The sequence below is a fragment of the Roseivivax lentus genome (assembly GCF_900156805.1).
GTDB classification, from domain to species: Bacteria; Pseudomonadota; Alphaproteobacteria; order Rhodobacterales; family Rhodobacteraceae; genus Roseivivax; species Roseivivax lentus.
In genome coordinates this window covers 75,816-101,328 of record NZ_FTOQ01000012.1, presented here as the reverse complement: position 1 = coordinate 101,328, position 25,513 = coordinate 75,816, and the positions used below count along the sequence as shown (strand labels likewise).

Annotated in this window: 10 protein-coding genes and 1 pseudogene; 5 read left to right on the top strand and 6 right to left on the bottom strand. The window is 64.7% G+C overall.

The window, feature by feature from the left end; all coding sequences use genetic code 11:
* Positions 1-216: 216 nt before the first annotated feature.
* The 3 genes from BW990_RS16140 to BW990_RS16125 form a co-directional block, all read right to left on the bottom strand.
* Positions 217-1,449 carry a site-specific integrase gene (locus tag BW990_RS16140; RefSeq protein WP_143526244.1) on the bottom strand — a complete coding sequence of 411 codons (1,233 nt, stop codon included), beginning with the start codon at positions 1,447-1,449 and terminating at the stop codon, positions 217-219.
* Between the two features lie 349 nt (positions 1,450-1,798).
* Positions 1,799-3,892, bottom strand: coding sequence for a tyrosine-type recombinase/integrase (locus tag BW990_RS16130; protein WP_076449609.1), 2,094 nt, complete (start codon positions 3,890-3,892; stop codon positions 1,799-1,801).
* A gap of 28 nt (positions 3,893-3,920) precedes the next feature.
* Positions 3,921-4,157 carry a helix-turn-helix domain-containing protein gene (locus BW990_RS16125; protein ID WP_076449607.1) on the bottom strand — a complete coding sequence of 79 codons (237 nt, stop codon included), beginning with the start codon at positions 4,155-4,157 and terminating at the stop codon, positions 3,921-3,923.
* Positions 4,158-4,581: 424 nt separating this feature from the next.
* Between BW990_RS16125 and BW990_RS21540 the strand changes: the two genes are divergently transcribed.
* The 4 genes from BW990_RS21540 to BW990_RS16110 all read left to right on the top strand — a co-directional run bounded on the left by BW990_RS21540 (position 4,582) and on the right by BW990_RS16110 (position 19,131).
* Positions 4,582-4,797 (top strand): hypothetical protein, encoded by a 216-nt coding sequence (locus tag BW990_RS21540; protein WP_143526243.1) that lies wholly within the window; start codon positions 4,582-4,584, stop codon positions 4,795-4,797.
* Between the two features lie 323 nt (positions 4,798-5,120).
* Positions 5,121-8,024, top strand: a complete 2,904-nt coding sequence (locus BW990_RS16120) for a hypothetical protein (protein ID WP_143526242.1) — start codon at positions 5,121-5,123, stop codon at positions 8,022-8,024.
* Positions 8,021-12,967, top strand: coding sequence for a DEAD/DEAH box helicase (locus tag BW990_RS16115; RefSeq protein WP_076449603.1), 4,947 nt, complete (start codon positions 8,021-8,023; stop codon positions 12,965-12,967). Before BW990_RS16120 ends, BW990_RS16115 begins: the two co-directional genes overlap by 4 nt.
* Before the next feature lie 17 nt (positions 12,968-12,984).
* Positions 12,985-19,131 (top strand): prolipoprotein diacylglyceryl transferase, encoded by a 6,147-nt coding sequence (locus BW990_RS16110; protein WP_076449601.1) that lies wholly within the window; start codon positions 12,985-12,987, stop codon positions 19,129-19,131.
* 75 nt (positions 19,132-19,206) lie between these two features.
* Here BW990_RS16110 and BW990_RS16105 read toward each other — a convergent pair.
* Positions 19,207-19,783 (bottom strand): annotated as a pseudogene (locus tag BW990_RS16105) (IS256 family transposase); the annotation flags it as partial.
* Positions 19,784-19,878: 95 nt separating this feature from the next.
* Between BW990_RS16105 and BW990_RS21935 the strand changes: the two are divergent.
* Positions 19,879-20,259, top strand: a complete 381-nt coding sequence (locus BW990_RS21935; protein ID WP_076449599.1) for a hypothetical protein — start codon at positions 19,879-19,881, stop codon at positions 20,257-20,259.
* 71 nt (positions 20,260-20,330) lie between these two features.
* On the opposite strand, the gene BW990_RS16095 is transcribed toward BW990_RS21935, so the two are convergent.
* Complete coding sequence (locus tag BW990_RS16095; protein WP_076449596.1) at positions 20,331-23,723, bottom strand: AAA family ATPase; 3,393 nt, start codon at positions 23,721-23,723, stop codon at positions 20,331-20,333.
* On the bottom strand, positions 23,720-24,913 hold the full coding sequence (locus tag BW990_RS16090; RefSeq protein ID WP_076449594.1) for a metallophosphoesterase family protein: 1,194 nt from the start codon (positions 24,911-24,913) through the stop codon (positions 23,720-23,722). Before BW990_RS16090 ends, BW990_RS16095 begins: the two co-directional genes overlap by 4 nt.
* Positions 24,914-25,513: the final 600 nt, after the last annotated feature.

Genomic DNA, 25,513 nt, shown 5'->3' with positions numbered 1-25,513 from the left:
GTTGTGAATATCGCAACGATGGTGCGGAGGTTTTGGCAAGTTGCGGCAGTCAGGGGAAAAAGTTGAGAATGGAGACATTCCACCCCGTGCGGATGAGAGCAGCCCGTTGTCAATACCACAGAAATATTTGCGTTTTTTCAGCATCTTGCGGCGGAGAGCGGTGGCGGGCAAGCTCTCCTTTATACGCTGCGCCAATCGATGCGGCGAGCGCAGCCGCTACAACAGCAAGGTTGTCGGAGATGTCCTTCTCCCGGAAAGAAGTTCACCGAACTCCTGGGCTGCCCGCATGCCCTGCGCGTGGTCATAACTGTCCCTCGTCGTCGCAGCGCTTTTGTTGCCGATGAGCGCGGGGGCGAGGTACCCCCCACTCTGCAACTTTTCCGAAGCTTCGGTTGCCACGTTGTCGCGGACGCGATGGATGCTGATCCGCACACCGAGATACTCATGGGTCAGGTTCCCGATAAGACGACCCAGCTGCGACGACGTGATGGTGGCACCGACGGAAAGAATGCTCGGGAAGAGTGACTGGCCATCGTCGAAAAGCGGGCGGAAGTCCCGCTGATAATCGTCAAGGGCAGCCCAGAGCACCGGGTTGCACAGGACCTTGTCAAAGCTGCCCGACTGCTTCTTCGTTTCTCGCATTTTCAGAACGCGTCCAGGAAGCAGGATATGAACATACGGTTTCTCGAGAAGCACCACAGTCGTCCCAAGCGACAGGTGCGAGAGGGCCCGAGCGCGCTGCGGCAACGCCGCGGCGACGGAAACGAGCAATCCGTTTCGGAAATCGCGCGCGATGTGAAGCCCCCGGGGGCCCTGCTGACGTGCGGCGTCCATGAGGTCCACGCCCAGATCAAAGAGCCTCGACGCTCCCACGATCTGGTCACCGCTCTTCGTGTGTCGTCCTGCAAGCTTTCCGAGTTCTTGGTGCCGCGCGATGACATACTCGCATCCCGCGCTGCGGAAATCGGGTTCAACCGAGACCCGGAAGCCTGATACGATTCGCGACAGATAGTCGGCAATGCTGCGATCGCTGACGCCGTCATCCTTAAGATCGCTCGCATAGGCGTGGAATGTCGCTCCGCAGGGCCTCACATCGCGACCGGATTCGATCGACGCACGATGCCAGCGGCTCAGAGCGTAGGCCACAGATTGTGTGTGGGCGGCGCTCCATTTCTCCGACCGCCGTCCTGGTTCGCTGCTGAGTTTCGCGACGAGTTTCGGCTGCCATGCCTCAGGAAGACATGCGATCGCCGAGCGGCATCGCTCGTCGGTCGACTTCGCCGCCAGTTTCGGCTCACACCGCCCCTGCCGCAGTATCTTTCCGATCATGCCGGAAATCGGAATACTCCAAAGGACTGGGGCACCGACCTGAAGATGTGCGAGTTCGGTGTCGGCGTATTGTTTTCCGAGGCGCACGGAAAGATCCTGCAGATATTCGGCGATTTCCATGTGGTCGGGCACGAGCAAAGGCCAATCTACGTCCCCCCGCCATTCAGAAAAGAGCCGTACTGCGTGGAAGACGGGCGTGGGATCGACACCAGGTCGATCCTTCCGAAACGCCTCGCGGAATTCCTCCGGAGAGCTCGGACCGGGTTTCGTTCCAGGAGTGTCGCGACTGCCCATCATAAGGTCCTCCCGCAAACTCTGTGCGCGAGGTGACTTTCTCTTGCAGCCCATGGCTCACCTTGCTTTTTGGCCAGCGTCGTACTGTTGGCGATCCAGAAGGCATGCTTCCCGATATTGTGGCCGTGATGTCCGTGCGACGGACGTGCATCCCGATACGCTATTTGTGTCGCTTTCATTCTGTTTTCCTTGTCTTTTTGCCGCTCTTGCGCTCCCGGGATTTCCGATCAGCCAGGTATTTGCTCCAGCGGTCGAGCGCGAGGTCTTCGTCAATCTCCGCGTAGTGGGCGAGCGTCGTCTCAAGCCGTTTGTGGCCGAGCAGACGCTGCACATCGGGCAATCGATCAGGATCCTCCTTGAGCCAGAGCCACCCGAGGAAGTGCCGATAGAGGTGCGGATTCATCTTCAGGCCTACGAGACGCTTTGTGTGCCTCGACAGGCGTTCCAGAAGCCCGGAATAGGGCTGTTGCTTGGTGCTTCTGTCGCCCTGGGCTGGAAACAGGTAAGGATTGTCCTCGTCGCCCAGTCGGAGCGCCTTCGGGCGTGCCTTGTCGAGAAACACCTTCAGCCGACCGGACCCATATTCATCGAGCGGGATATGCAAGTCCGGATCATCGCTGTCGCGTCCCTTCACTTCGATATTCGGAACGACGATCCGCGCTGTGCTGCCCATCCAGGAAATCCAGGAAAGACGAATGCCGGTCACGTTGGCCCGTCGCGGCGCTCTGGCAAGCAGGATATCGCTCGCAACGGCACACATGATGTCGCGCACCTCCTCCGCTCCAAGCGCGTCTGCTCTGGTGACCCCAGGACGCTTTCTCGCTTTTGCGGCGAGAGTGCTGTTCACTTCTCCTATCAATATGTCGCTCAGGTCGATCAGGCATTGCTGCCTGTCGCCAATGATCTGGCGCAGGCGAGCTTTGTTGCGCCGCGAAATGCCGGCTTCGCCGATTGCATGTTCCTTGATATGGTCCGCGATGGCGTTCACGTCGTCGGCAGAGCGCCCGACATAGTCCCGAGCCAGCTTCTTCAGTGTCTTGCCGACCGTCTCGACATAGCCGCTGGGAAACTCGTCGTCGGAATTCCCGGAGCTGAGGGCGTCGAGGACATTCTCCACGACGTCCGGATCGGTATATTCGGTCAGGTCCTCAATCAGGTAGCCACGCGCCGCATAGAGCGCCTTCGCACCAGCAATCAGTTGGTAGCGCCGGTTCTTTATGGTTTTTTCGCTCCAGGTCTCATTTGGCAGCAGGAAGCCGGCGGATTGCCGTTCTTCTTCAGAGCGCCTGCGTCCACCGGTACTCTTCTTGAGAAGGGCTTTCTTGGGATTGGCGGGGGTCATGACCTCCGCAGCGTCGAGTTGCGTAAGAAAATCCTCCTGGGAAAGGCCATCGCGCGACGTCTCTCCCTTCAGCCAGCGGGAGACCGAACCATCGAACTCAGAGAGCACGCCGAAAAACAGGTCAGCCTCGACACCGTGTTTGTTTCTGCCGTCCGGGAAAGGATGCGCCACCTCCTCGAAGCCGAATGAAGCAAAAGCGGGATCGCTTGCAAGGCGCGTACAGAGCGCTGAAATCCGCATCACATGTTTCTTGCATTTCGCTTCGCATTTCGGACTGACTGCCAGCCGATACAGATAATACTCCTTGAGAACGTCTGTGGTGATGTCGGCAGGCTGGATCGCCTGCTGGTCCAGGTAAGTCAGGAACGCTCCGGAAATCAGCTTGAGATCGTCTGGGAAAACCGACTTGGTAATCAAGTCATGGATTTCGCGGTAGAGGCCCGACACATCACGAATGCCAGTGGGCCTGTTCCGCCCGCCATGACACGAAATGGCGGTCAGAATGTCGGACTTGTAGGTGTTGAAGCTGCCTTGCGAGACACCGAGGGTTGCCGCTGACCAGGTGGCCAGCTTCTCGACCGCACGTCGGCGATCGACGATTTCGGTTTCGGCAACCCAGCCCGCGGTTTCCAGGAATTTTCTCACACGAGAGGCCAGCACGCGATTTCTACGATCCGCCTTCCCATCTTCCGTCATACGCGACAGATCGGCGATCAGCCTCGCATAGGTCATTTGCTTTACCGGTGTCGGAAGGTGGACCCCCATGACCTCACCAAGGGCGTCCAGCGTTCGCCGATCCGGCCGAATCCCAGGGAGGTCGAGAATATCCTGCACAGCCCTTGGATTAAGACCCGCCTGCAGAGCAAGTGCCCGCATCTTGATATCGGATCTCGCGAGGTAATCCCGGATTTCTTGTTGTAAGGTCATGTAGTTGCTCCCGTGCTTGGTTCTGCGCTCACTCGAGATCGAGATCCGCCTTCCTCATGGGGCGGATTCGATGCTCGAAGAGCGCGAGCCAGTCCGGGTGCACCAACCAGCTTTTTCCAGGCTTCGTTGCGTCGAGAAATACGGTTCCGCGCGAGGTCGGACATCCGGATACGATCCAGTCCCGGATCGTCCGGGGATGGCGTCGAAGCCGTTTCGCGACCTCTTGCGTGGTAAGGTATCGTTCTACGTTTTCTTTATTTGGCATGTGCGCCTCCTCTTCACTCCGAGAAGGACCTACGCCCCGAAAGTGGGCCACCAAAACGCGAGTGAGGCGTTTCTTGGAAATCTAATGAGAATTAGGCAAGATGCGGCGGAAGGCTGCCTGCTAAATTTGCTAATTAAGAGAGAATATAGCGCAATTAGCGCGAAATTTTCGGCAAACGCATCGCGGGCCAAATTGACAGCTTTTAAAGGTCGCCAAATATGGACTTGGCAGGGCAGAAGCCTGAGGTTGTGTAGAGAAAATCTGCAAAGGCGGCTAAATCTGACAGCCCCTGCAATACCTTCTGTATCTTCGAATAGCTTTGCGCAATCCACGGTGGAGGCGTTCAAGCGACTTTCACGACCCGCCCGACTGAGGCGGATAACTTTACACGTCCTGCACAGTAACACCCAACCAGCAGTCGCGAATGATCGGGAAGCCGTGTCGCGGGCTGTGCGGCGATCTCCAGGCCGAATTCTGCTTGGTCTACGGCCTCGTTCATCTCGACCGTCCGGTTCCCGGTGTAGTGCTTGTTGATGATCGCTTGGCGATTGTGCCCGGCAATGGCCTGACGCAGGCCATCTTCGACGCCATGCTGGCTTGCAAGAAAAATAAAAAAAAATTCTTCGAAACACCACCTTGACCTGTTCCGAGCAAAGCTGGTTTGCTGCACCTTGCAATTTGCTGTCGCCGAATGCCCTCCAAGTAGTTACCAAGATGAATTAAAAAGAAACACGCGGTCTTTGAAAACCATGCACATTATTTTAAAGAGGCACCTTTCACGCCTTGACACACGCATTCCTTTTCACTCCGGACGATCTCGAAGCCGAGTTTACCCGCCTTCGCACTGGCGCAGGATCGACCCCGTTTCCTGCGGACATGAACGTTCCCGCAGATCTGCAGGAGAAAGCCCTTAAGGCGCTCAGACATTTCTCCATCACTTCGATGCTGGAGCGATGCCCGACAATGGCCATCTGGGGCATTCTCGCGCCGCTTGCGGAAAACTACGCGGTCGCGGATATGGAGGTCTATCACCACATCGCGGAGTTCCTGCACGACGATTTCTCCGATACGCAAAGCCGCAACGCCCTGAAGGGAAGTTTCCGGCGAGCCGCCCGGAAAATCGGTCTGCCCATTCCGCTCATCAATAAACCCGATTTGTTCTTCATCCCACTGGGCCCTGCCCAGGGGCAGCATACCCACCTGGCCCAGGCCTTCGCCTGGATGGCACTCTCTTACGGGCCGCCGGCCACGGAAGACACATCCGCCGCTCGAGACTGGCAGCGCCATGCGGTCGAATGGGGCGCTCCATCCGGACTGACGCGCCTGCGGGCCACGATCAGGTTTGATCAGTCTGCGCATTGCGCACGGCGTTTCGATCAATGGCGCCGTGGGGTCACTGCGCAAAGCCCGAGAGAGACACACCTCTTCGAAGCCTATGACCGCGCCCTGGCACGCTACGGACGCCATCGTTCGGACTTGGTCGGACCGCCCGTTACCTTCTGGTCCGGCACAACCCTCGCCATCGAGGCCGAAAGCTCCCGCCTGAGCCAATCGATCAAGCTTGGGGCGGTCCCAACGCCTCTCAAGTCCGGCGGAACGCTGCGCATCCCCAGTCCATGGCCCCAGCGCCTGGTATGGAACTGCGACGGCCGGTCACATGATTTCGACCTGGCACCGGACCCCGACGAAGTTTTGGTTTTCGACGCCGATAGCGGCACCCTTCTCGCACGCAGACCGGCGACCAATGACCTGCTCGGCGTGGCGGCACAAAACCTCGTCATCCTATCCCAACGCGTCTTCACCACCGTCGGCTTCGGCGAAGGCCTGCCAGCAGAGGATCCCCGCTTCCGGGTCGCGTGGATCGGCACCGGCGATCGCGTCACCTTTGACGACGGGCAGGTGCTTTCCTTCACCCGCCCTGCCGAGACCACCATCTGGATCGAAAGCACTGCGCTGGCCCATGACGCTTCCCGCCGACTTCTGTCGTGCGACGGCGCATTGATCATCCAGCTCGACCCCGAGATCGGCGGGCGCACCCGCATCCTTCGCGCCCGCCACGGCGACACGCGGGCCTTCCGGGAAATCACCGTCGATGCCGATGGGCAGGCGCGCATTGCCTTTTCCGATCTGGGCCTCGACCAGCAGGGCGACCCGGTCCGGGTGCGCTTCGAGGTCCTGGCCCCCGGGGCCGCCGGGGACGACGAGGCGCGGGCCGAGCTCGCGACCGCGGCCTGGATCTGGCCCGGGATGAGCCGGCTTGATGGCGATCCCGCGACGATGCCGAAGCCCGGGAACTGGAACGCCGCCCGCAGCGCCGGGCTCAGGGAGACGATGAACGGCCTCGAGGTCGACGAACAGGCCGATGTCGAGGCACCCATCCTCGGGATCACCGACGGCGAGGAGGTGCGGGAGTTCGCTCTCGTGCTGCAGCGGGAAGTGCTCTGGCACCATCGCCAGGAGGACAGAGGCCGCGACCGCGTGCCCCGCGGCCGAACCCTCGTCCTGGGCCACCAGGCGCGTTACGACACGCTTATTCTGGCCTCCCGGGACGCCACCGCCGACCTCCTGGTGCTCGGCAAGACAACCCCGCGCCCTTTCGTTGCCCGCACCAAGTGGGAGATCGGCGCAAGCCAGATCGAGGCCCCGACCGGGGACGACCGCATCGCCCTGCGGCGCGCGGACGGCCGGATCGACGTCCTCGCCCGTATCCATCATCTCGACGACCCGCGTCAGATCGCTTTTGCCGAGACCGACAGCGAAATCCGGCTCGATATCACGCCGGGGGTACCGGTCGACGCGCTGCGTTTCCGGATCGAGCGTGCCGATGGCACTGTCGACCAGGGCGACACATCGCTCGGGCGCCGTCCGGTCCCCATGCCCCCGCCTCCCGGCGTCACTGTCCAGCACAATCTTGATACAGGCGCCCTGTCGATCCGCATCGCGCATGTTGACCGCCTCCCGCCGGGCCGCCTCACGCTCCTCGGGCGCGTCGCCGGCAGCCCGGATTTCGAGCCTGTCGCCGATGCCGACGACGTGACCGTGGCGATCGGGCTGCCCGGGCATCTCGCCACCGCGGACAGCGCCAGCCTCAAGCGCCTCGCCACCTATCTGGCCGCGCGCAGCCCGGCCGCGCTGGGAGATCAGATGCGCCGTGCGCTTTCCCCAGCTTACCGCGCCTGCATCAACAGCGTCGGGGCCTCGCGCATGGTCGGCGCCATCAAATTCCCGCTCCTGGCGATCCCCGGCGGAGAGAACGCCACGCCGCGCCACGACCTCGTGGGCGTCGCCCCCTGGATCTTCGAATCCACCCCCGTCGCGCTTTCCGGTCTCGACCCGGCCACCGGACTCGACGGCCTTGGCACGATGGCGCACATGCCCGCGGTGCCGGACCTGCCCGATCCCCGCGGGGACCGCCCGCTGCAGGACTGGATCGACCGCGTGGACAGCGATGCAGGCTTGCCCGAGGCGCTCGCCGGATGGAAGCTCTCGAATGCGTTCCGTTCGCTGCGCTTCAAGCTCACCGAGACAGACCTGCGCGAGCTGACCGGGGACGAACCGCTGGCCCGCACCGTGCGGCTCATCATCGAGCCCTATGCGGGCGATCTCGACAAGATCCGCGCCTTCGACAGCGGCGGCGGGGGCGACCCGGTTCCCGCCCGGATCGTGGTCGCCATTGAGCGCTTCGCCCGGGCCGCCGCCTTGAACGACCTCGCGGAACATGTCGCCGGGATTTCGCACCGCACCGGGCTCGAGATCGAGGACATCGGCCCGGCGCTGACGCTGATGCTGCGCGCGGGCATCGAGGTCTTTGCCTATTTCCGCCCCCTCTGGGGCCATGCCGCGACCCAGCTTGAAAGACAGACATGACCGATCTCGACCCCAACGCGTTCCGCGGCCAGCTCAACGACACGCTCGCGCGCTTCGTCTCAACCTCCTCGCCGGTCAACGACATCCGCGCACCCCATCTCGCCGCAGAACTACGCGCGCAGATCGCCCGGATGACCTTCGTTAAGGGCCCCTATGTCGAAACGCTGCCGGATTTCGAGAAGGGCCGCAGCCTCGAGACCTTGATGGCCGACGGGCTGCTCGCACCGGCGTGGTCCGCCTTTGCCGAGACCGCGCCCGGCATCTGGTCACGACCGCTGCATGCGCACCAGGAAGCAGCGCTCCTGCGTGACGAGAACTACCTCGTCGCCACCGGCACCGGCTCGGGCAAGACCGAGTCCTTTCTCTACCCGCTCATCGACGACATCCTGAAAGATGGCGATCTCGCCACGCCCGGCGTGCGCGCGATCCTCGTCTACCCGCTCAACGCGCTTGCCAACGACCAGCTGAACCGGATCGCCGCGCTTCTCTTCCGCGATCTCGGCAATCCCGGCATCACGCTTGGCCGCTATACCGGCCAGGTCAAAGCCAGCGCCACCCGCGCCGAGGAAATCACACGGCTCAGGGAAACACCGAGCTTTCTCGAAGCCTTCGGCGAGGATGCCGAAGTGTCAGACAACTGGCTCTTGTCGCGTGCGGAGATGCGCGCCCGGCCGCCGCATATCCTGATCACCAACTACGCGATGCTGGAGCATATCCTGCTTCTGCCCACCAACCGCCCGCTCCTGCAGGCGGCCCGGTTGCGCGCCATCGTGCTCGACGAGATCCACACCTATGCCGGCGCCCAGGCAATCGAGGTCTCTTTCCTGTTGCGGCGGTTGAAGGCCCATCTCGGCCTGCCCGACGGGCAGGTCCGCTGCATCGGCACTTCGGCCTCGCTCGACCCGGCACGCAAGGGCGAGCTTGCAGACTTCGCGGAACGCCTGTTCGGCGAGCCCTTCGCCGGCGAGCGTGCGATCATCACCTCGGCGCGCAAGACCCATCCCGCATTGTCGAAGAGCCCTGCCCCCAGCGGCCTCTCGCCGCGGCAATGGGCCGAGGCGGGCGCGCTCGCGGCCGCGGCGCGCGAGGCCGCGAAATCCGGACACCCGATGGATCCCGCGGACTGGAACTTCGAGGCCGACCTTCTGTCGCTGCCCGAGCTTGCGGTCCCCGAGGGTGAGAGCCTGGGCGATGCCATGATCGCAAAGCTCGGCACCCTCACCGAGATCTGCACACTCGCGCACAGGCTTGAAGAGGGATCCGTCCCCCTGCCCGTGCTCGCCCGCGCGGTCTTCCCCGATGCCGGCTCGGATGACATCCCGGCCCTGACCGGGCTCATCTCGATCGGCGTGCTGGCGGTCAGCAGGGACGCCGCCGTCTTCCCGCTCCTGCCCGCGCGCTATCACCTGATCTCCCGCGCGCCCGACCGGATCGGGCTCGCGCTCGATGCAGGGGCCCCGGACCAGGTCTCCGAGGTCGTGATCGGGGCCGATCGGGACGAGGAAGAGCACCCCGCCTTCGAGCTTCTCGTCTGCCGCAATTGCGGCGAGCCCTATCTCGAAGCTTTCGAGAGCCCCCTGGGCTACTCCGCCCAGCCCGGAACCGGGCCGCGCCACCTTCTGCGCCTCGTGCCCGGCGGGGCCGCCCACGAGGAGGATGGCGAGGAGGAGGACCACCCCGACACGATGGTCATCCATGTCGATCCCGCCAACGGGGCGGTGATGGACGACGACACCCCCGGCGCGGTGAGGCTCGAGGCGGTCACGCTGACCGAGGATCCCGATGACGGCACGCGCTACCTGCCGCGCTGCGTGGCCTGCAACCACCGCTCGAACCGCCATCTCGAGCCGATTACGACGATGCGCCCCGGCGACGAGGCCATCGCCGCGGTGGCCGCCCAGGCGCTGCTCGAGGCCATGCCGAAGAAAGACAGCGGCGAGAACCCGCCGATGGGCGGACGCAATCTGCTGGTCTTTTCCGACAACCGCCAGGATGCGGCCTTCTTCGCTCCGTTCTTCGAACGCACCTCGCGCGACCAGGCCATCCGGGCCGCGATGCTGCGGGTCATCGAGACCGGCGGGCGCACCGATATCGACAACCTCGTGGGCGCCGTCGAGCGCGAGCTGAGGCGTGACGGGCTGCGGCTTTATCGGCCCGGCGTCGTGCCCGCCCTCGAGACCGGCACCAACCAGTACCAGCGTCTCAAGGCGCTGATCGCCGCGGAGCTGACCGTCTTCGGCCGCGGGCGGCTCAGCCTGGAAGGATTTGGCCTGATCGGGATTGACTACGCCCATATCGCGCGCCCTGTCCGCGCGGTGGAAAACGCCTTACCGGACGCGTTGAAGCCCCATGCCGAGGCCTTCGTGCGCTACCTTCTGAAGATCGCACGGGAACACAGGGCGATCTCCGACACCGAATCCGGCATGATCGATCTAACCGACGAGTCGATCTGGACCCGGATCGCCGCCCATCGCGGCCGCTGCATCACCCGGGAGAAGAATGCCCGCGCAACGCTCGCCCTCGCGCTCATTCCCGCCACCGGATACGAAGGCCGCAGCCGCTTCTTCCAACTCCTGCGCAAGATGGCCGCCGCCTGCGACACCGAGATCACCGACATGGAGATCCGGGACGCGCTGGTGGGGTTCTGGCGCGCCATTGAAGCTCCACGCTCGATGACCGCCACCCACGGGGTCGGGCGCGGCCTCAAGCTTGATGCGGATTTCTTCATCGTCCCCGGCACCGAGGTGGCGCTTTACCAATGCACAATCTGCGGCGGACGCACCCAGTTCGACACGGCGGGGGTTTGCCAGGCTGTCGGCTGCGATGGCCACCTGGAGGAGATTCCGAAATCCGAGCGCGAAACGCTCAGCTCCCGCAACCATTACGTCGCACGCTACCGCGAGCGCCCGCTGATGGGGATCGCCCGCGAACACACTGCGGCCATTGCGGGACAGGTGCGCGCCCGGATCGAAGAGGATTTCAAGGCCGGAGAGGTCAACCTCTTGTCCTGCACGACGACGATGGAAATGGGCGTCGACCTGGGGGACCTCGAGGCCGTGCATTGCAAGAATGTGCCGCCGTCGATCGCCAATTACCAGCAGCGCGCGGGTCGGGCCGGACGGCGCGCGCAGGTCGCCCCGATCGTTCTCACCACCGCGCGCTCGGGGCGCTATGACCGCGCCACCTTCGAGGCCTTCGGAGAGTATCTCGCCGCCAAGCCGATCATCCCCTATCTGTCGCTTGACAATGCCGGCTTCTTCCAGCGCCACCAGGTCTCCATGCTGCTCGCGCGCTTCCTCGAACACCGCCTCGCCAGCTATGACCGGTCGGGCGCGCCGCGCCTGCGCGATGTCCTCGGCGAGGTTCTGACCGATGCGGCGCGCGACGACTTCCATGCCGATCTCGACTACTGGCTCTCGGGGGCCTCGGACGCCGTCACCGCGGCGGCCGATCTTGGGCAGCGCCTGCCGCCGGCCCATGCCGGGATCGCGCTCGACACCGCAGGCCTGCGTGCGGCCTTCCACGACCGCGTGATGCAGTTCGCCGATGCCGCCTGGGGCCGCTGGGGCGTGATGCAGGCCGCGATCGACGCGCTCGAGGAAGAGCGCCAGGGGGTCGACAAGACCGATGCCAAGGCGCTGCAGCGGATCGACCGACCGGCGAGCGCGCTGCGCACTCAGCAGCGGCTCTATCTCAACCAGTTCCTGGTCGATCAGCTCTCGCGGCGGGCGGTGATCCCGACCTATTCCTTCCCGGTCCACTCGGTCTCCCTCGAGGTGCTGAACAGCGCCGGGCAAACCGCCGACAGCGCGCTTCTCGAGTTGGATCGGGACGGCGCGATCGGCATCTCCGAATACGCGCCGGGCTCCGAGGTGGTCGCCGGCGGCCGGGTCTGGACCAGCGTCGGGATCTCCAAGCGCTCCCGCTTCACCGGCAACGACGCCTTTGTCGACCGGGCGCGCTACCGCGTCTGCGAGGCCTGCAAGTCGCCCCAGATCACCTCCTCCGGCGTCGATCCCGACCCCCATTGCCACCAATGCGGCGCGGCCTTCTCCGCCATCGCCCGCACGCGGGAGTTCATCCGGCCACATGGCTTCCTGACCTCGGTGGCCGACAGCGAGGGCCGCGACCCGGGTGCCAGCCGGGTCCGTCCGGTCGTAGCCGACGAGGCGCTTTTGCTGACCGAGGCCCCACGGTCGCGCTACACCGAGACCGACATTCCCGGTCTGCTGACATTCCACGCCCCGGGATCGAACCGGCCCGATGCGGAGCTCGGGCGCATCATCACCGTCAATCGCGGCCGCCACCGCGGCGGCTTCGCATGGTGCCGAGCTTGCGAGCATGCCGTGCCGGTCCAGGGAACCGGGCCCGACCGCGCCTGGCAGGCCCCCCAGCAGATCGCCGCGCATACCAATCCCCGGACCGGGCTCGACTGCCGCGCCGATCCGACACAGACCCTCTATCCGATCGATCTCGCACATGTCTTCGAGACCAATGTCCGGGCGCTTCTTTTTGATGCCATTCCGCGCAGCCCCGACGGCGAGGACCTATCCGGGCATACCACGCTCGGGCGGACCCTGCAGGAGGCCCTGCGGCTTGGCGCGGCGGAGCTTCTCGAGACCAATCCACGCGACCTGCGCGCGCTGCTTCAGCGGCTTGATGGATTTCTCGTTATCGTTCTCTATGATGCGGTCTCGGGCGGGGCGGGCTATGCCACCCGGCTCACCCGGGAGGACGGCTTCCGCGCCCGCGACCTGCTCTTCGCGGCGCACCGGATCCTCGATTGCCGCAACCCGCATTGCATCACCAGCTGCACGCGCTGTGTCAACGACTATTCCAACCAGCGCCTCTGGCCCGAGTTCGACCGCGCGCCAGCCCGGGCCTGGATCGAAACCATTCTGCGAGACGCCGGGGTCACCCCCCTGTCCTGCACCGGCACATGACGGAGAAGAAGATATCCATGAAAGACGAGACCAAGCCGAACTTCTCCCTGCACAAGCCCCGGGCCACGGGCACCAGCGGCGACGTGCCCGAACTGCCGGAAGCCTGCCTGGTCATGGCCGGGTGGCATAATGGCGAGGACTGGGAGCCGCCCTCCGACTGGGGTGCCTTTCCTCTGCGCGAGATCTGCCCCGATGCTGCGTCCTATTTCGCGCAAGCCGGGCATTTCACCGCGCGGGATCTGCGCAATATCGTCGATCTGATGGAAATCGAGGTGGATCCGAAAGATGCCGTCGCGGTCTACGACGCGATCCTCGACCGCGCCGAGGAGCATCCCTGGATTCTGCCCGTCCTGGAATCGAGCGTCTCGGCCCGTCGCGGCACCGGCCGGAGCCGCTCGAAGGCCGAGCGTCGCAAGATCACGCGAAGCTTCCAGAAGATGCCCCTTATGAAACTCGGCATCGCCCATCAGCCGACCCTGCACGACCGTGTCGCCGAGGTCCTGTCCCCGCCGGTGCCGGCAGATGTCGCGGTGGCCCTGTTCTGTGAATATGTGGCGCATGCATACTGGCGGCGCACCGAAGATATCGGCTTCGACCAGCTCTACCGGGAGGCCCGCGACATCCTGCGTAACCACGACCAGGTCTCCGCGTTCGAGACACTCTTCGACAATGTCGTCGAGATCGACGACGCCCGAATCTATGCAACATGCCTTCTCGATGTCTTCGAACAGCAGAGCGAGATGTCCTCGGTGCGTATCCAGCGCCATGCCATCCGCGCCCTCGAGGCATTCAGCGCCACGCTGCATCCGGGCAGTCCGCGCGAGGATTTCGAGATCATCGCCACGCTGGCCAACCGGGCCGCGGATCATGCCACCCGGATTGCCGCAGCGCTGCAAGAGGCGCTCGTCCAGGAATGCGGTAAGCTTGGCCTCGAGATTGATTTCGAGGCCTTGCCGGACCAGGCGCGAGACCTGCTCTGTCGCCTGAGCGCGGAAGGCATGCTCGACGACCTGATTGCCTGTCGCGTGACAGCCAAGGAACTCGACGCCAAGGTTTCTGAACTGCGGCGCGACATCGCCCAGGCGACGGAAAACGACGATTTCGATCGCATGGCCGAGCTCGCTCCGGCCGCGAAGGAGGGCAAGGCCGAACTCGAAGATCTGACACGCTTTCTTGGGACGGCCGACACCGTTCTGCGGAAAATCATCGCCGGCGAGATCCTCTCGCTCGAGGATCTGCCCGAGGACATGCGGCCCACGACCTTTGCCGAGGCTCCGGAAGATGCCGACCCCGATGCGGAGATCAACCCCCAGGATGCTCCCGGCCGCCCAGCGGACGCCCCGCGCACCGACGCCGGGTCCGGCCCTAACGCGGCAGGCGCCAGCGACGCGCCCATCGCCGGTGCCATCACGGCCGATGCCGCCGACGCAGCAGTCGATGGGCCTACCCCCTCCGAAACGGACGCGGCCGAGGCGGACAATCCGGACCTCGAAGACCCTGATGGCGCCGGAAGCGAAAGCGCCCCCGCACCGGCCGCCGCGGGGCCGCGCACCGAAGACGCGCCGAACGATGACACGGCTGCCGGAGAGCCGCTCTCCAATGGCGAGACGCCCCTTACCGATGCCGCGACAGACGAGTCAGGCGAGACCACAACGACGGCAGGTGCGGTCTCTTCATCGGAGCCATCCGAGACCCGGTCTGACCCTGTGGCCCCCGCGCCAGCGCGACCGGATCCGGCCACGGACAATGCCGCACCAGCAGAGCCGGACACGCCCGAGCGCCCTGTCCAGTCCGCGCCGGTTCCGGAGACAGTCCTGGCAGACCTGGTCGCACGCGACCTCGTCGGCATCGCGGCCGACGCGGCCGACGCTTTCGAGGCCGCGCATCACGCCTGGCCGATCGAGGCCAGCGTGCTCCGAGTCGCCGCGGCAAGCCGCGCCCCTATGCGCGAATACGGTCCCGACACGCAACGCTTCCTGGAGCTGGCCAACACCGCGCTCTCGAACGAGCCCGGGGAGACCAGCTCGGTCATGATGCTCGGAGCCCTGATCCGCCCGGCGATATTCGAGAAGGCCTCCGGTCTGCGCTCCCGCCTGTCCCAACTGACCCGTGGCCCGCTCGGCCAGCATCTCTTGGAAAGCACCGAGGCCATCGCGGATCTCGAGTTCGACTTTCCGCCGCATGCCGACGAGCTCGCGCGGCTCTCCGGCGCCCGCCGCGAGCCAGCCAAGACCCGGCTTGCCCGCCAGCTCGCAACCTGGTGCGAAACCTCCTCCCGCAAGACTTCCCGCTGGGGGCTCGCAACCGGCGTCATGCACGAGGCTGCCTCTGATGCCGGGCTGATCGGTGCCGCCTCTGCCGCCATCACCAGCGGCGCAGCGGATGCCCGCCAGAAGGCACAGGTCGCGATCGACGCGCTCTCGTATCCCTCCGATATCGAGGCCGCCGCCAGCGCCTACTCGGCCGGTCTTGGCAAGAATCTCCCGCTGCGTCCGAAGGCGATCGAATACCTGCATCGCCAGTTCAACGAGCCTCTCGGCCTGCTCAGCGCCTGGATCCGCGCCGACGAGCGCGAAGGCAAACACTCCCACCGCTCCGCCGATCGCGCCCGCGACACCCTGCGCAACCTGCAATCCCGCCTGGAAAAGGCCGCCAGGGCCCTGGCGGCAGAAAGCGCCAAGGACGGCATCGAGGCCGCCGTGGCCGGCTGGATCGCCACCCGCATCGAGGAAACGCTGACCGCCCTTGCCGGCGGCGATGTCGAAGGGTTTTCCTCCCTCGAAGCCGCGCTGACGAGTGAGCGCGACCTGATGCCGGCGCCCTTGCGCAACGCCATCGAGACCTACCAGGGTGCCTTCGAGGCGGTCTGCGCAGACCTTGTCGATCCGGGCATCCCGAGTCTCGAGGAGGCCCTGCGCCGCGCCTGTGATGACGGCGCCTATGAGGCCGCCCTCCGCCTTGCCGAGCGGTCCGGCGCTCTCGGCGCAGACGCCATCATTGACAAGGCGCGCGCACACGCCACCGCCCTCGCCCCTGATCTCGAGGAACGTCAACGCCGTCTCAAGGTCATCGCCCGGGTGGACACGTCGCGCCAGCGCCAGATCGCGACCGATCTGGAATGGTGCGAGGAGGCGCAGGCGCGCCTCGACACCATCATCGCCGGCGAAGGACTCCACGATCTTTCCGACATCACCCGCCGCCTCGGTGAGATCGATGCCGTCTCGACGAGCATCGAGGAAGAGATCCGCAACGACCAGACAACGCGAATTGCGCAATACCGCACGGAGCACAATTCCGCCGAAGCCGACAAGGTCCTCGGCATGCTGGACACGCTCACCATCGAGGCGATCGAGGAAAACATCGCGCAGCTGCGCGACGGCCGTTCCGCGGCCGGCGTCGAGGTCGACCTCTCGGGCATGACTTCCGAGTTCACGCCGCACTTCCTCGAGATCGCCGTCTCGAAGGACTGGCCGAGCTCGGCCGGACGGATGGAGGCCGCTCTCGCGGCGCCCGGCCAACTCGCAGTGGCCGAGGACCGGCGCGCGGCCGCCGCAGGCTTCATCGAGACCTATCGCGACATCATGCGCGGCCTGAAGGTCAAGAACCCGCCGGTCGCGCGGATCCGCGAGCTTTTCGAGGAGATCGGTTTTGAGACCCCGAAGATCCACGAGATGAAGGCCATTGGCCGCACCCGGTCCCGCCTGGCCAACATGTCGGGCCGGATCCACTCCGATGGCTGGTTCCTGCCGCCGGTTTTCGGCTCCCGCGTCACCACCGGCTACCAGCTCGCCATCGTGGCCAGCGACACGCTGCCCGAAGCGGTGATCGGGGCGATCGACCCGGGCAAGCCGACGATCCTCCTGCTCGAAGGCGTCGCGGATTTCGCCCGGCGCGCGGAATACGCTCAGCGCCTGCGCGCCAAGTCCATTCCGGCGCTCCTGATCGACGAGGCGCTGATCGTCTTTACCGCGACCCACCGCGAAACCCGCGCGCGCACCGTGTTCGAATGCGGCCTGCCCTATGGCAGGGTCGAGCCCTACATCACCGACGCCGCGACGGTGCCGCCTGAGATGTTCTTCGGCCGCGAGGAGGAGATCCTGCAGATCATGTCGAGAACTTCTGATGGCTGTCTGGTCTATGGTGGCCGCCAGCTCGGCAAGTCCGCGTTGCTCAACCACATCGTGACCACGCGCCACGACGCGGAGGCAAAGCGGATCGTTGTCAAGCGCGAGGTCAAGCCGCTGGGCAAATCCGAGGAGACCTCCGAGATCTGGTCGCAGCACCTCAACGGCATGCTGTCCGGGCTCGAAATCGTGAAGCCCACCAGCCGTACCCCGGAGGAAATCAGCCGCGACATCAAGGGCTGGCTCAACAAGTACCCCGGCGCGCAGATCGTCTGCATGTTCGACGAGGCGGACAACTTCCTCGCCAAGGACACCAAGGACGACTACCCCGAGCTCAGCCGCATCAAGGAGCTGATGGAGAGCACCGGGCGCGCCTTCAAGGTGGTCTTCGCGGGCCTGCACAATGTCCAGCGGATGTATCGCCAGCCGAACTCGCCGCTCGCTCATCTCGGAAAACCGATCTGCATAGGCCCGCTCAACCACACAGAGGACGACAAGCGTGCCGCGCACGATCTCGTCGTCGCCCCGATGCGTGCCGCGGGGTTCCGCTTCGAGAGCCGCGAGGATGTCGAGAAGGTGCTGGCCTGGGCCAACTACTACCCGAGCCTCGTCCAGGAATATGGCAAAGGTCTGCTCGCGAGCCTCCACGGCTCCGGCAGCGGCAAGAACTACCAGCTACCCGAGGGCGACGGCCCGCTCTGGACGATCCCCGGCGACATGCTCTTCAAGCATCGTGGCTTCACCACGATCGAGGCCCGGATCCGGCAGAAGTTCCACTGGACCCTCGATCTGGACCCCCGCTACGCGCTGGTAGCCTACACGCTCGCACGGCTGCGCGCCGAGGGCCGCGAACAGGAGGCCCTGCACAGCGGCTTCACCGCGAAAGAACTCCTGGAGGAGGCGCTCGCCTTCTGGCCCGAGACCTCTGAGCGGCCGTCCCAGGCGGGCTTCGAGGCGCTTCTCGAAGAACTTTTCGATCTCGGCGTGCTCGGTCGCGTCCCGATCCCGCGGACAACCCGCTACCGCTACCTGCTGCGCACCCGCCAGGTCGCGGCCATGCTCGGCGAGCAGGAGGAAATCGACCAACAACTTCTGGAAATCTACGAGCGCGACCCGGTCGACTATTATGACCGGGCATTGCACCGCAAGCGCTACAGCCCGAGCGCAAGCTCAAGCATGACCCTGTTTGACATGCCCTATTCGCCGCTGACCGATCTGCAGACTGAGCGCCTTGTCTCCGCCGACGAGGCACCTGTACAAATCATCTGTGGCCTGTCCCCGCTCGGCCTTGGCAAGGTCGGCGTCGCGCTCAAGCGCCTTTCCGAAGCAGGAAGATTGCTGGGCGCGCGCAACACCGTGATCCCTGTCCATGCCATCGCCAACCAGAAAGATCTACGCACACGGGTTGATGCGCCTAATCCCGGCAAGACCATGACGCTGCTCATTCGCAGCCCCGGCAGCGCCAAAGAGGCCGAGGAGGAGATCACCTGGCTCGAGCGCCAGCAGGCGGTTCTCGACAAGCGTGTCCGCCCGGTGATCATACTGGATGCCGCCGACCCCGACATGCGCGAGCTCGCCCATCGCCGCAGCGATCAGGCTCAGTATCTTGCCGCGTGGGGCGTCGAGATGGTACGCGCGCATCTCAACCAGGTCGAAAAGACCGATCTCGACACCCGCGATCTGCGAAAGGCGATCCTCGCAGCCTCGGGCGGTATCCCGAGCGAAGTCCTCAAACTCGTGAAGGCGATGGCTCGTGCTGAGGACCCCGCGGCAGAGGCTGTGCGGTGGAAGGTAGACGAACGTTTTCCAGAGATCTTTCTCAAGGGGCCGCTGGTCCAGGCGCTGCAGCTCTTTACGCTCGATGAGAACGCCGACATTGGCACGCTCGACGAGTTGCTTCGCGATCATCTCGGCACCGATCTTGAGACCCTCGGCCCTGATCTTGCTGCCACCGGTCTCATTCTCGGCTGGAGCACCCGCTCCGGAAAGCTGGTATGTTCGGCGCTGGGCTGGCTCGTCAACCGGCTTGCCTCAGGTTGAACACTGAAATCTCCGTCTTCCATATTCGGCCGCAGAACATGAGAGCTATGCCTGAATTTGGGTGTCGCGCTTTGATCAGGCGGCGCGGTTCTTGGCGTCGACGACGCCGTCGGTGAATTTGACGCCTTCGATCACCGTTGGCACCCTTCAGGCCACGCCAACCTTTCGCGGCGGCTTGCACGAGTTTGTAGACCATCAGCCGAGCCGTCTTCTGGGATAGCGCACTTTTCGTGCGAACCGTGCGATGCCTGACGGCGGCGAACACGCTCTCGATCGGGTTCGAGGTTCGCAGATGGTCCCAATGCTCGGCAGGGAAATCATAGAACGCCGACAGAGCCTCGCGGTCCTTGGTCAGGCAGGTTGCCGCCTTCTGATATTTTTCGCCGTATTTCTCGACGAAGACATCCAGCGCGGCCTCGGCGGCGGCACGGGTCTCAGCCTGCCAGATCTTGCGCAGGTCGGGTTTGACTGCGGGCTGGAGGGACTTGGGGACCTTGTTCAGCACGTTAGAAGTCTTGTGAACCCAGCAGCGTTGGTGCCTGTTGCTGGAGAATACCTCGTCGAGTGCCTTCCAGAACCCGAGCGCACCGTCGCCGACAGCGATTTCCTGAGCGCAGGTCAGGCCGCGCCCCTTGAGGTCGACAAGTAGATTGTCCCCCGGTGTACGGTTTTCTGAGACAATGATTTGGGCGATAGCGGCTCCGTCGAGGAGGAGTCATTACAGAGGAACGAGGCACCAAAGCGGGCTTGACGGAGCGCGCCTATCACGCAGACGACGGCAAGCCCGCCGCGCCGCGCAAGCGGCGCATGTCAGCGAGGAGAAAGCAGGAGGCCGTGCTGCGCATTCTGCTCGATGACGACCTGGACCTGGTCAGCCGGGAGATCGGCGTCACCGCCGCCGACCTGAGCGCGTGGCGGGACAGCTTTCTGGAGGCTGGGACCGCGTCGCTCGGCAGCCGATCGACGGACGGCAGGGAGCGGGAGTTAAAAGCGATGAGCCGGACCTTGTCGATCTCCGCGAAGCGCCGCTACAGTCTGGTTCGGGTCTGTCACCATTGGCGGGTCAGCCGGGCGACGCTTCACCGACATCTGAGCGCCGCGCCCATCGGGGCAGGATCGCGGAGGTGAACCGGATCTTATCTGCTTCGTTCTCCGCTGACCGATCCCGGACCTTCGGCCGCCTGAATGCGAGCCCGCCATTATCCCAAATCCACCACATGAAGCTCTGGGATAACCGTGCGTGCCAGATCGACCAGATGGCGATGGTGCGTGAACATGATTGCCTGTCCCGTGCGCCCCATCTCGGAGGTCAGCGAAAGGGCTGCCGCCGCGCGCGTATCGTCAAAAGTTTCGAGAATGTCATCCGTCAAAAACGGAAGCGGTCCGTAGCGGGTGACGAAATCCGCATGTCCCGCCACGCGCAGCGCCAGATAAAGCTGGCCGCGCGTTCCGGTGGACATGGCGTCGGCTGTAATCCGTTGTCCGCTCCTGATGCCGACGAGCCGCTCGCCTGCCCCCGCCGGCTGCGCCTCGAGACGCGGCCACTCGCCCCCGGTCATACGCGCAAATGCCTGTTCGGCCGCGTTGAGCATGGACCCACGGCGATCTTCCCGCAGACGGCGCAGTGCACCCGAGGCTGCCATCAAGCCGATCCGGGTTTCCGCGGCACGGCGCGCGGCCTCATGCAGTTCTTCCATAAGCGTCGCACGCGCTTGCCCTTGATGGACGCCACCGCCGGTGCCGAGCGCAGAGTTCAGCTCTTGCCGCGCCTCTCCGCGGCGTCCGACAGCCTCGTCGCGCGTCCCTTCGGCCTCCGACACGGCCTCGCGCAGTGTGTCTGTTCGGACCGGGTCGGTGTCGGCCTCCTCGGCGGAGAGCGCCTCGGCGTCGAACCCCTCGGCGGTCCTGGCGCGCACTGCGTCCAGCTCGGCGATCTCGGCGCGCAGCCCATCCCGTTCCAGAAGGCGGCGCAGGGCAACCAGCGGGTCGTCCCCAGAAGCGATCTCCTGCCCCTCGAAGACGGCAGCGATCACTTCTGCGGACCGCTCCGCCAGGCGGGCTTGACGATTGCGCTCCGCTTCGGCTTCATTACGCGCCTTGCGGGCCTCTTCGATCTTTCGGGCGACCTCGATGGCTTTTCCGGCGCGGTCCCGTGCGAGACGCAAGGTCTCATCCACAGTGCTGCGATTGCGCAGCCCGAGACTGTCTCGCAGCGCGCAGGCTCGAGTGTCAAACGCGGTCAAGGCCGCTTCCAGTCGGCCAACACGCCGATCAAGGTCTCGCGCCTTACTGTACAGCTCTGCCAGCTCGGCAAGGCCATCGGAGATCCGAAGGACCTCTTCAACGCCCATGTCCGCGCACCATAAGTCGGCAACCCGCGCCGCATAGGCTGCCTCGGCAACGGCATGGCCTTTCTCTTTCGTCTTTTTCTGCGCCTCGAACCCGCGGACCAGCTTCTCAGCTTCCAACCGACTGGCGATGCGGGCCCGGCGCTCTTCCAGTTCCTTGTGAAGACGCCGGGCGGCAGCAACGGTATCGTGCCTTTCTGACGTATCGACCGAGATCCCTGAAGCTGCATCGATGACCGCTTCCTCGGCCTCTGACCTTGACTTTCGCGCGGCGTGCAGATCTTGCATCGCCTGCTCTGCCGAGAGCGCCGCGTCCAGCGCCGTCTTCATTGCTTCAAGCCGTTCTCCAAAAGCAGAGGGAACGATGTCCGCGTCGAGCCCGAGCCGCATGGCGAGCCGCTTCACGACTTCCGTAGGGGCGATGCGCCTTTCCCGAGCGGATCCGAGGTCGGTCTCGCGCCGTTCAGCATCGGCCGCGTTCATCATACGATCGGCATTCATCCGGGCGAGCCGCACACGTCCTTCGGCACTCGTTGCATGGCGGCCACGCGCATCGTCGTCTTCACGCATGGCCGCCTCAAAAGCATCGGCCGTATCCTGCTGAAGCGCGGACCTGTGTGCGGACCAGAGCCGCTCGCGTTCGGCACGCGTGGCGGCGATTTCGTCATCGGAGACAACGGACAAGGCCAACCGTTCACCATCAAGCGCGGCGTCAAGCTCCGCAAGCTTCTCCTGTGCCATCCGCAGTTTTTCCTCGGCAGCGGCAACCTTGTCATCCTCGGCTTTCAGATTTCGTTCCGCCTCGCGCAATTCGGCGGCGGCGGGCAATCCTGCATCCGCCAGCGTACGCCAATTGGGTGGCAGTCCGGCCGCGGCACGGCGCGCCTTCGTCTCACATTCTCGAAGATCGCCAGTCAGCGCCTCGGGATTCTCCGGCAGAGCATCCAGAGCGTCCAGCGCATCGGCCAGCGTCTCGGCGCCCTCCGGCATTTCCTCCACCTCGCCGAGTTCGGCGCGCGCGTCGTCCAAGGCTTCTTGGGCCTGGTCGCGGGCCCGGGCGGTCTCGCGGACGTCCTGCGCCGCTTCGCGTATGCCATTGCGCACCTCGCGGGGCAGGACGATCGCGCCCGGATCTGCACCATCTCCGGCGAGCGCAGCGGCAAGCCGACCGGCCTCCGTCCGGGCATTGTCCCGCTCCTCACGGCGTCGGCCGAGATCGGCATCGGCAAGGCTGGCGCGGGCGACGAGCGACTCGCCGTCATCGAACTCGGCCTCTTCCAGACCAGCCAGCATCTCGCCGATGGAGATGCCCTCGGGATCCGGCTTGAGCTCGGAGAGCAGTTCTTCGGCTTGCTCTATCGTGGCTTCGGCCTCCGCCTTCTCCTCCTGGGCCTTTACGGTCCGATCCACAGCCACGCTCACCCGCGTCATCGCGTCCTCAGGCAGGGCGGGTCCGTCGGGATAGCCCGCGAGAGCCGCTCGTGCCTCGTCGATCCGACGAGCAAGGTCACGGCGATGATCGGCGGCCTCCCGCAGGGCGAATTGGCGTTTGGCCTCGTCGCGGAAGGCTGTGGCCTCGCGACAGGCCTGCTCCGCGCTCTCGACCTCCCGTCGCAACGCTTCAAACCGCCGGGGGTCCAGCCGCGCCTCGGCCAGCGCTGCGTCGATCTCCTTCAGCCGGTTGCGCCCATCCGCGAGGATGGTGGAACGCCCGCGCGGCTTGTGGAACGCCTCGATTTCTTCCTCGGCCTGTTTCAACAGGTCGGCGAACCCCGACAATCCCGTGGATCCGGCGTGGAGCAGTTGGCCGAGGTCGCCCTTCGCGCGCGCGATCTCCTCCCCGCCCTGGCGGAGCACGTCGTCGTCGAGCGAAAAGCGCGTGCGATAGCCGTCCCGGTCGAGGCCGTGGAGCAGCAGCGACAGCCGTCGCTCGTCAATCGCCCGGCCATTCTCATCTGTCAACGACCCCTGCCGCTGGCCTGTCCGGCGCAGCGTCAGCGGCCCCTCTTCCGTGTCAAGAGTGGCCCCGACCATGAGGTCCTTGCGCGCGTGAACAAAATCGTACGGATGCTGCAACGGCAATCCGAACAGCAGGTCAAGCCAAGCCGAAAAGGCCGTGCTCTTGCCGGCCTCGTTCTCGCCGTAGACGATGGTGACATCGGTCTCGCTGCCGCCGGGACCAAAGTCCAGTCGGTGGTCAGTGAAACGACCGTATCGGATCAGGTCGAGATGGCGCAGCCTCAATGCTCTGATCTCCCCGTAGCGAGGCGCAATGCCATCGTCTCCACGCCCATCTCTATCAACTCATCGATCCGATCGTCCGCGAGGACGTGGCGTAACTCGGCTGGCAGGGCAGAACGGAGCTCTTCCAGGTGTGCCAGCACTTCGTCTCGGAACCCGGGCGTGGCAGCATCGGCGCGCATGAGCGAGGCCAGATCCTCGGCCAGCTCGGCGTCCAGCGCTTGATTTGCCGGGCGTAGCCTCACGCGGTCAACAAAGACGCCCGCCATGGTCTCCGCCGCCTCTCGCGCCTGCGCTTCCAGCATGCGCGGATCGCCCAATTCGGCTGGGCTGCCCGCAGCGTCCAGACGCGCCGCGATCATCACATCGTCGCCCGCCATCGCTTCCAGCGCCATGCGCAGCCGCGCGTCGCGCCCGGCCTGGTCCGCGACGCCCGTGAAGTCCACCAGCACCTCCGTGAAACGCAGCAGCTCCAGGCGTATCTCGCGTGCCCGGACGCCCTGCAGGTCAATCTCCACCAAAGTCGCCGAGCCGCCATCCCTCTCCCGAATGCTGCGGCCCTGTGGAATGCCCGGCATGACGACCAGGGTTCCTTCTGCCTCGTGGACGGCGCGCTTGTGGATGTGGCCGAGTGCCCAATAATCGTAGCCATGACCGATCAGGTCGGCCAGCGCGCAGGGCGCGTATGGGTCGTGGCCGGCGGCGCCGTCCAGCGAAGTATGCATCAGACCGATGTTCCAGCGTCCTGGGTCGGGCTGCGGGTAGCGGGGTAGCAGGCTTTCGGCCATGTGTTTGGCCGTGAACCCCATGCCGTGGATGCAGGCATCTCCGATACGGATTGTGGGAGCCTCCGGCGTTAGCACGGTCAGCGCATCCGAAACCGGTCCGTAGCGGTCGAGATCAAGCAGAGCGTCGTGATTGCCCTGGATCAGCACCGCCGGGATTCCGCTGCGCGAAAGGCGGGACAACTCCGTGGCCAGCGCCGCCCGGCTTGCCACATCCGCTACGTCGCTGTCGAACGTGTCACCGGCAAAGAGCACGGCATCCACGCCCTCGGATAGAGCCGCATCAACGAGACGTGCCAGCACCTGTCGCGAGGCTGCCCGCAAGTGGGCGCCCATGGCGCTATCGCGCGCCGCCTGCGTCCGGAGGGGAGAGTCGAGGTGGAGATCTGCGACATGGAGAAACTTCATCTCGTCCGCCCACCGCTCCCCGGCGCGAATTCCCAGCAGCAGACTGACAACTTCAATTGAGCCTCAACGTGAACGCGATCGCCATTGCGTGGCCGTGGTGGCGCCGCGACGAAAAGGTTAAGGAGGCTCTTGCGGACCGAGATCTATCGACCGTCGGGCATTGCCTGACAGCCGATAAGATATGAAAGAAAACATCACGGCATATTCGGTATGCGTGTCGCGGAAATGTCTCGCGATCAATACCAAGTAAGTCCGGCAACTCTTCAATAACAGTCATTTTTTGCTCTGGCCTCCACCCCGCACACTGCCGGTGGGAAAAGAAGAACGCAAGATTCGCATTCACCTTAAAGGGGCAGAAAAGACCGGTCTCCACATGGTATTGAGAAGAGGGTTCTTCTTCGTCGCGGCAGCTGCGGAGTGGACGAGGATGCGCGGAACGGACGACCCGAGCGGATCGCTGGACAGCTCTTTGGATCTGGATGAGCGGATCTCTTCGACCCAGTCGCGCAGGCAGAAGACCTTCGCGGCGGGCACATCGTCGGATGCTGCGAGGCCGGGTCGCCCTGTCCACCCTTGCCAGGTGGCACAAAGTACGGCACG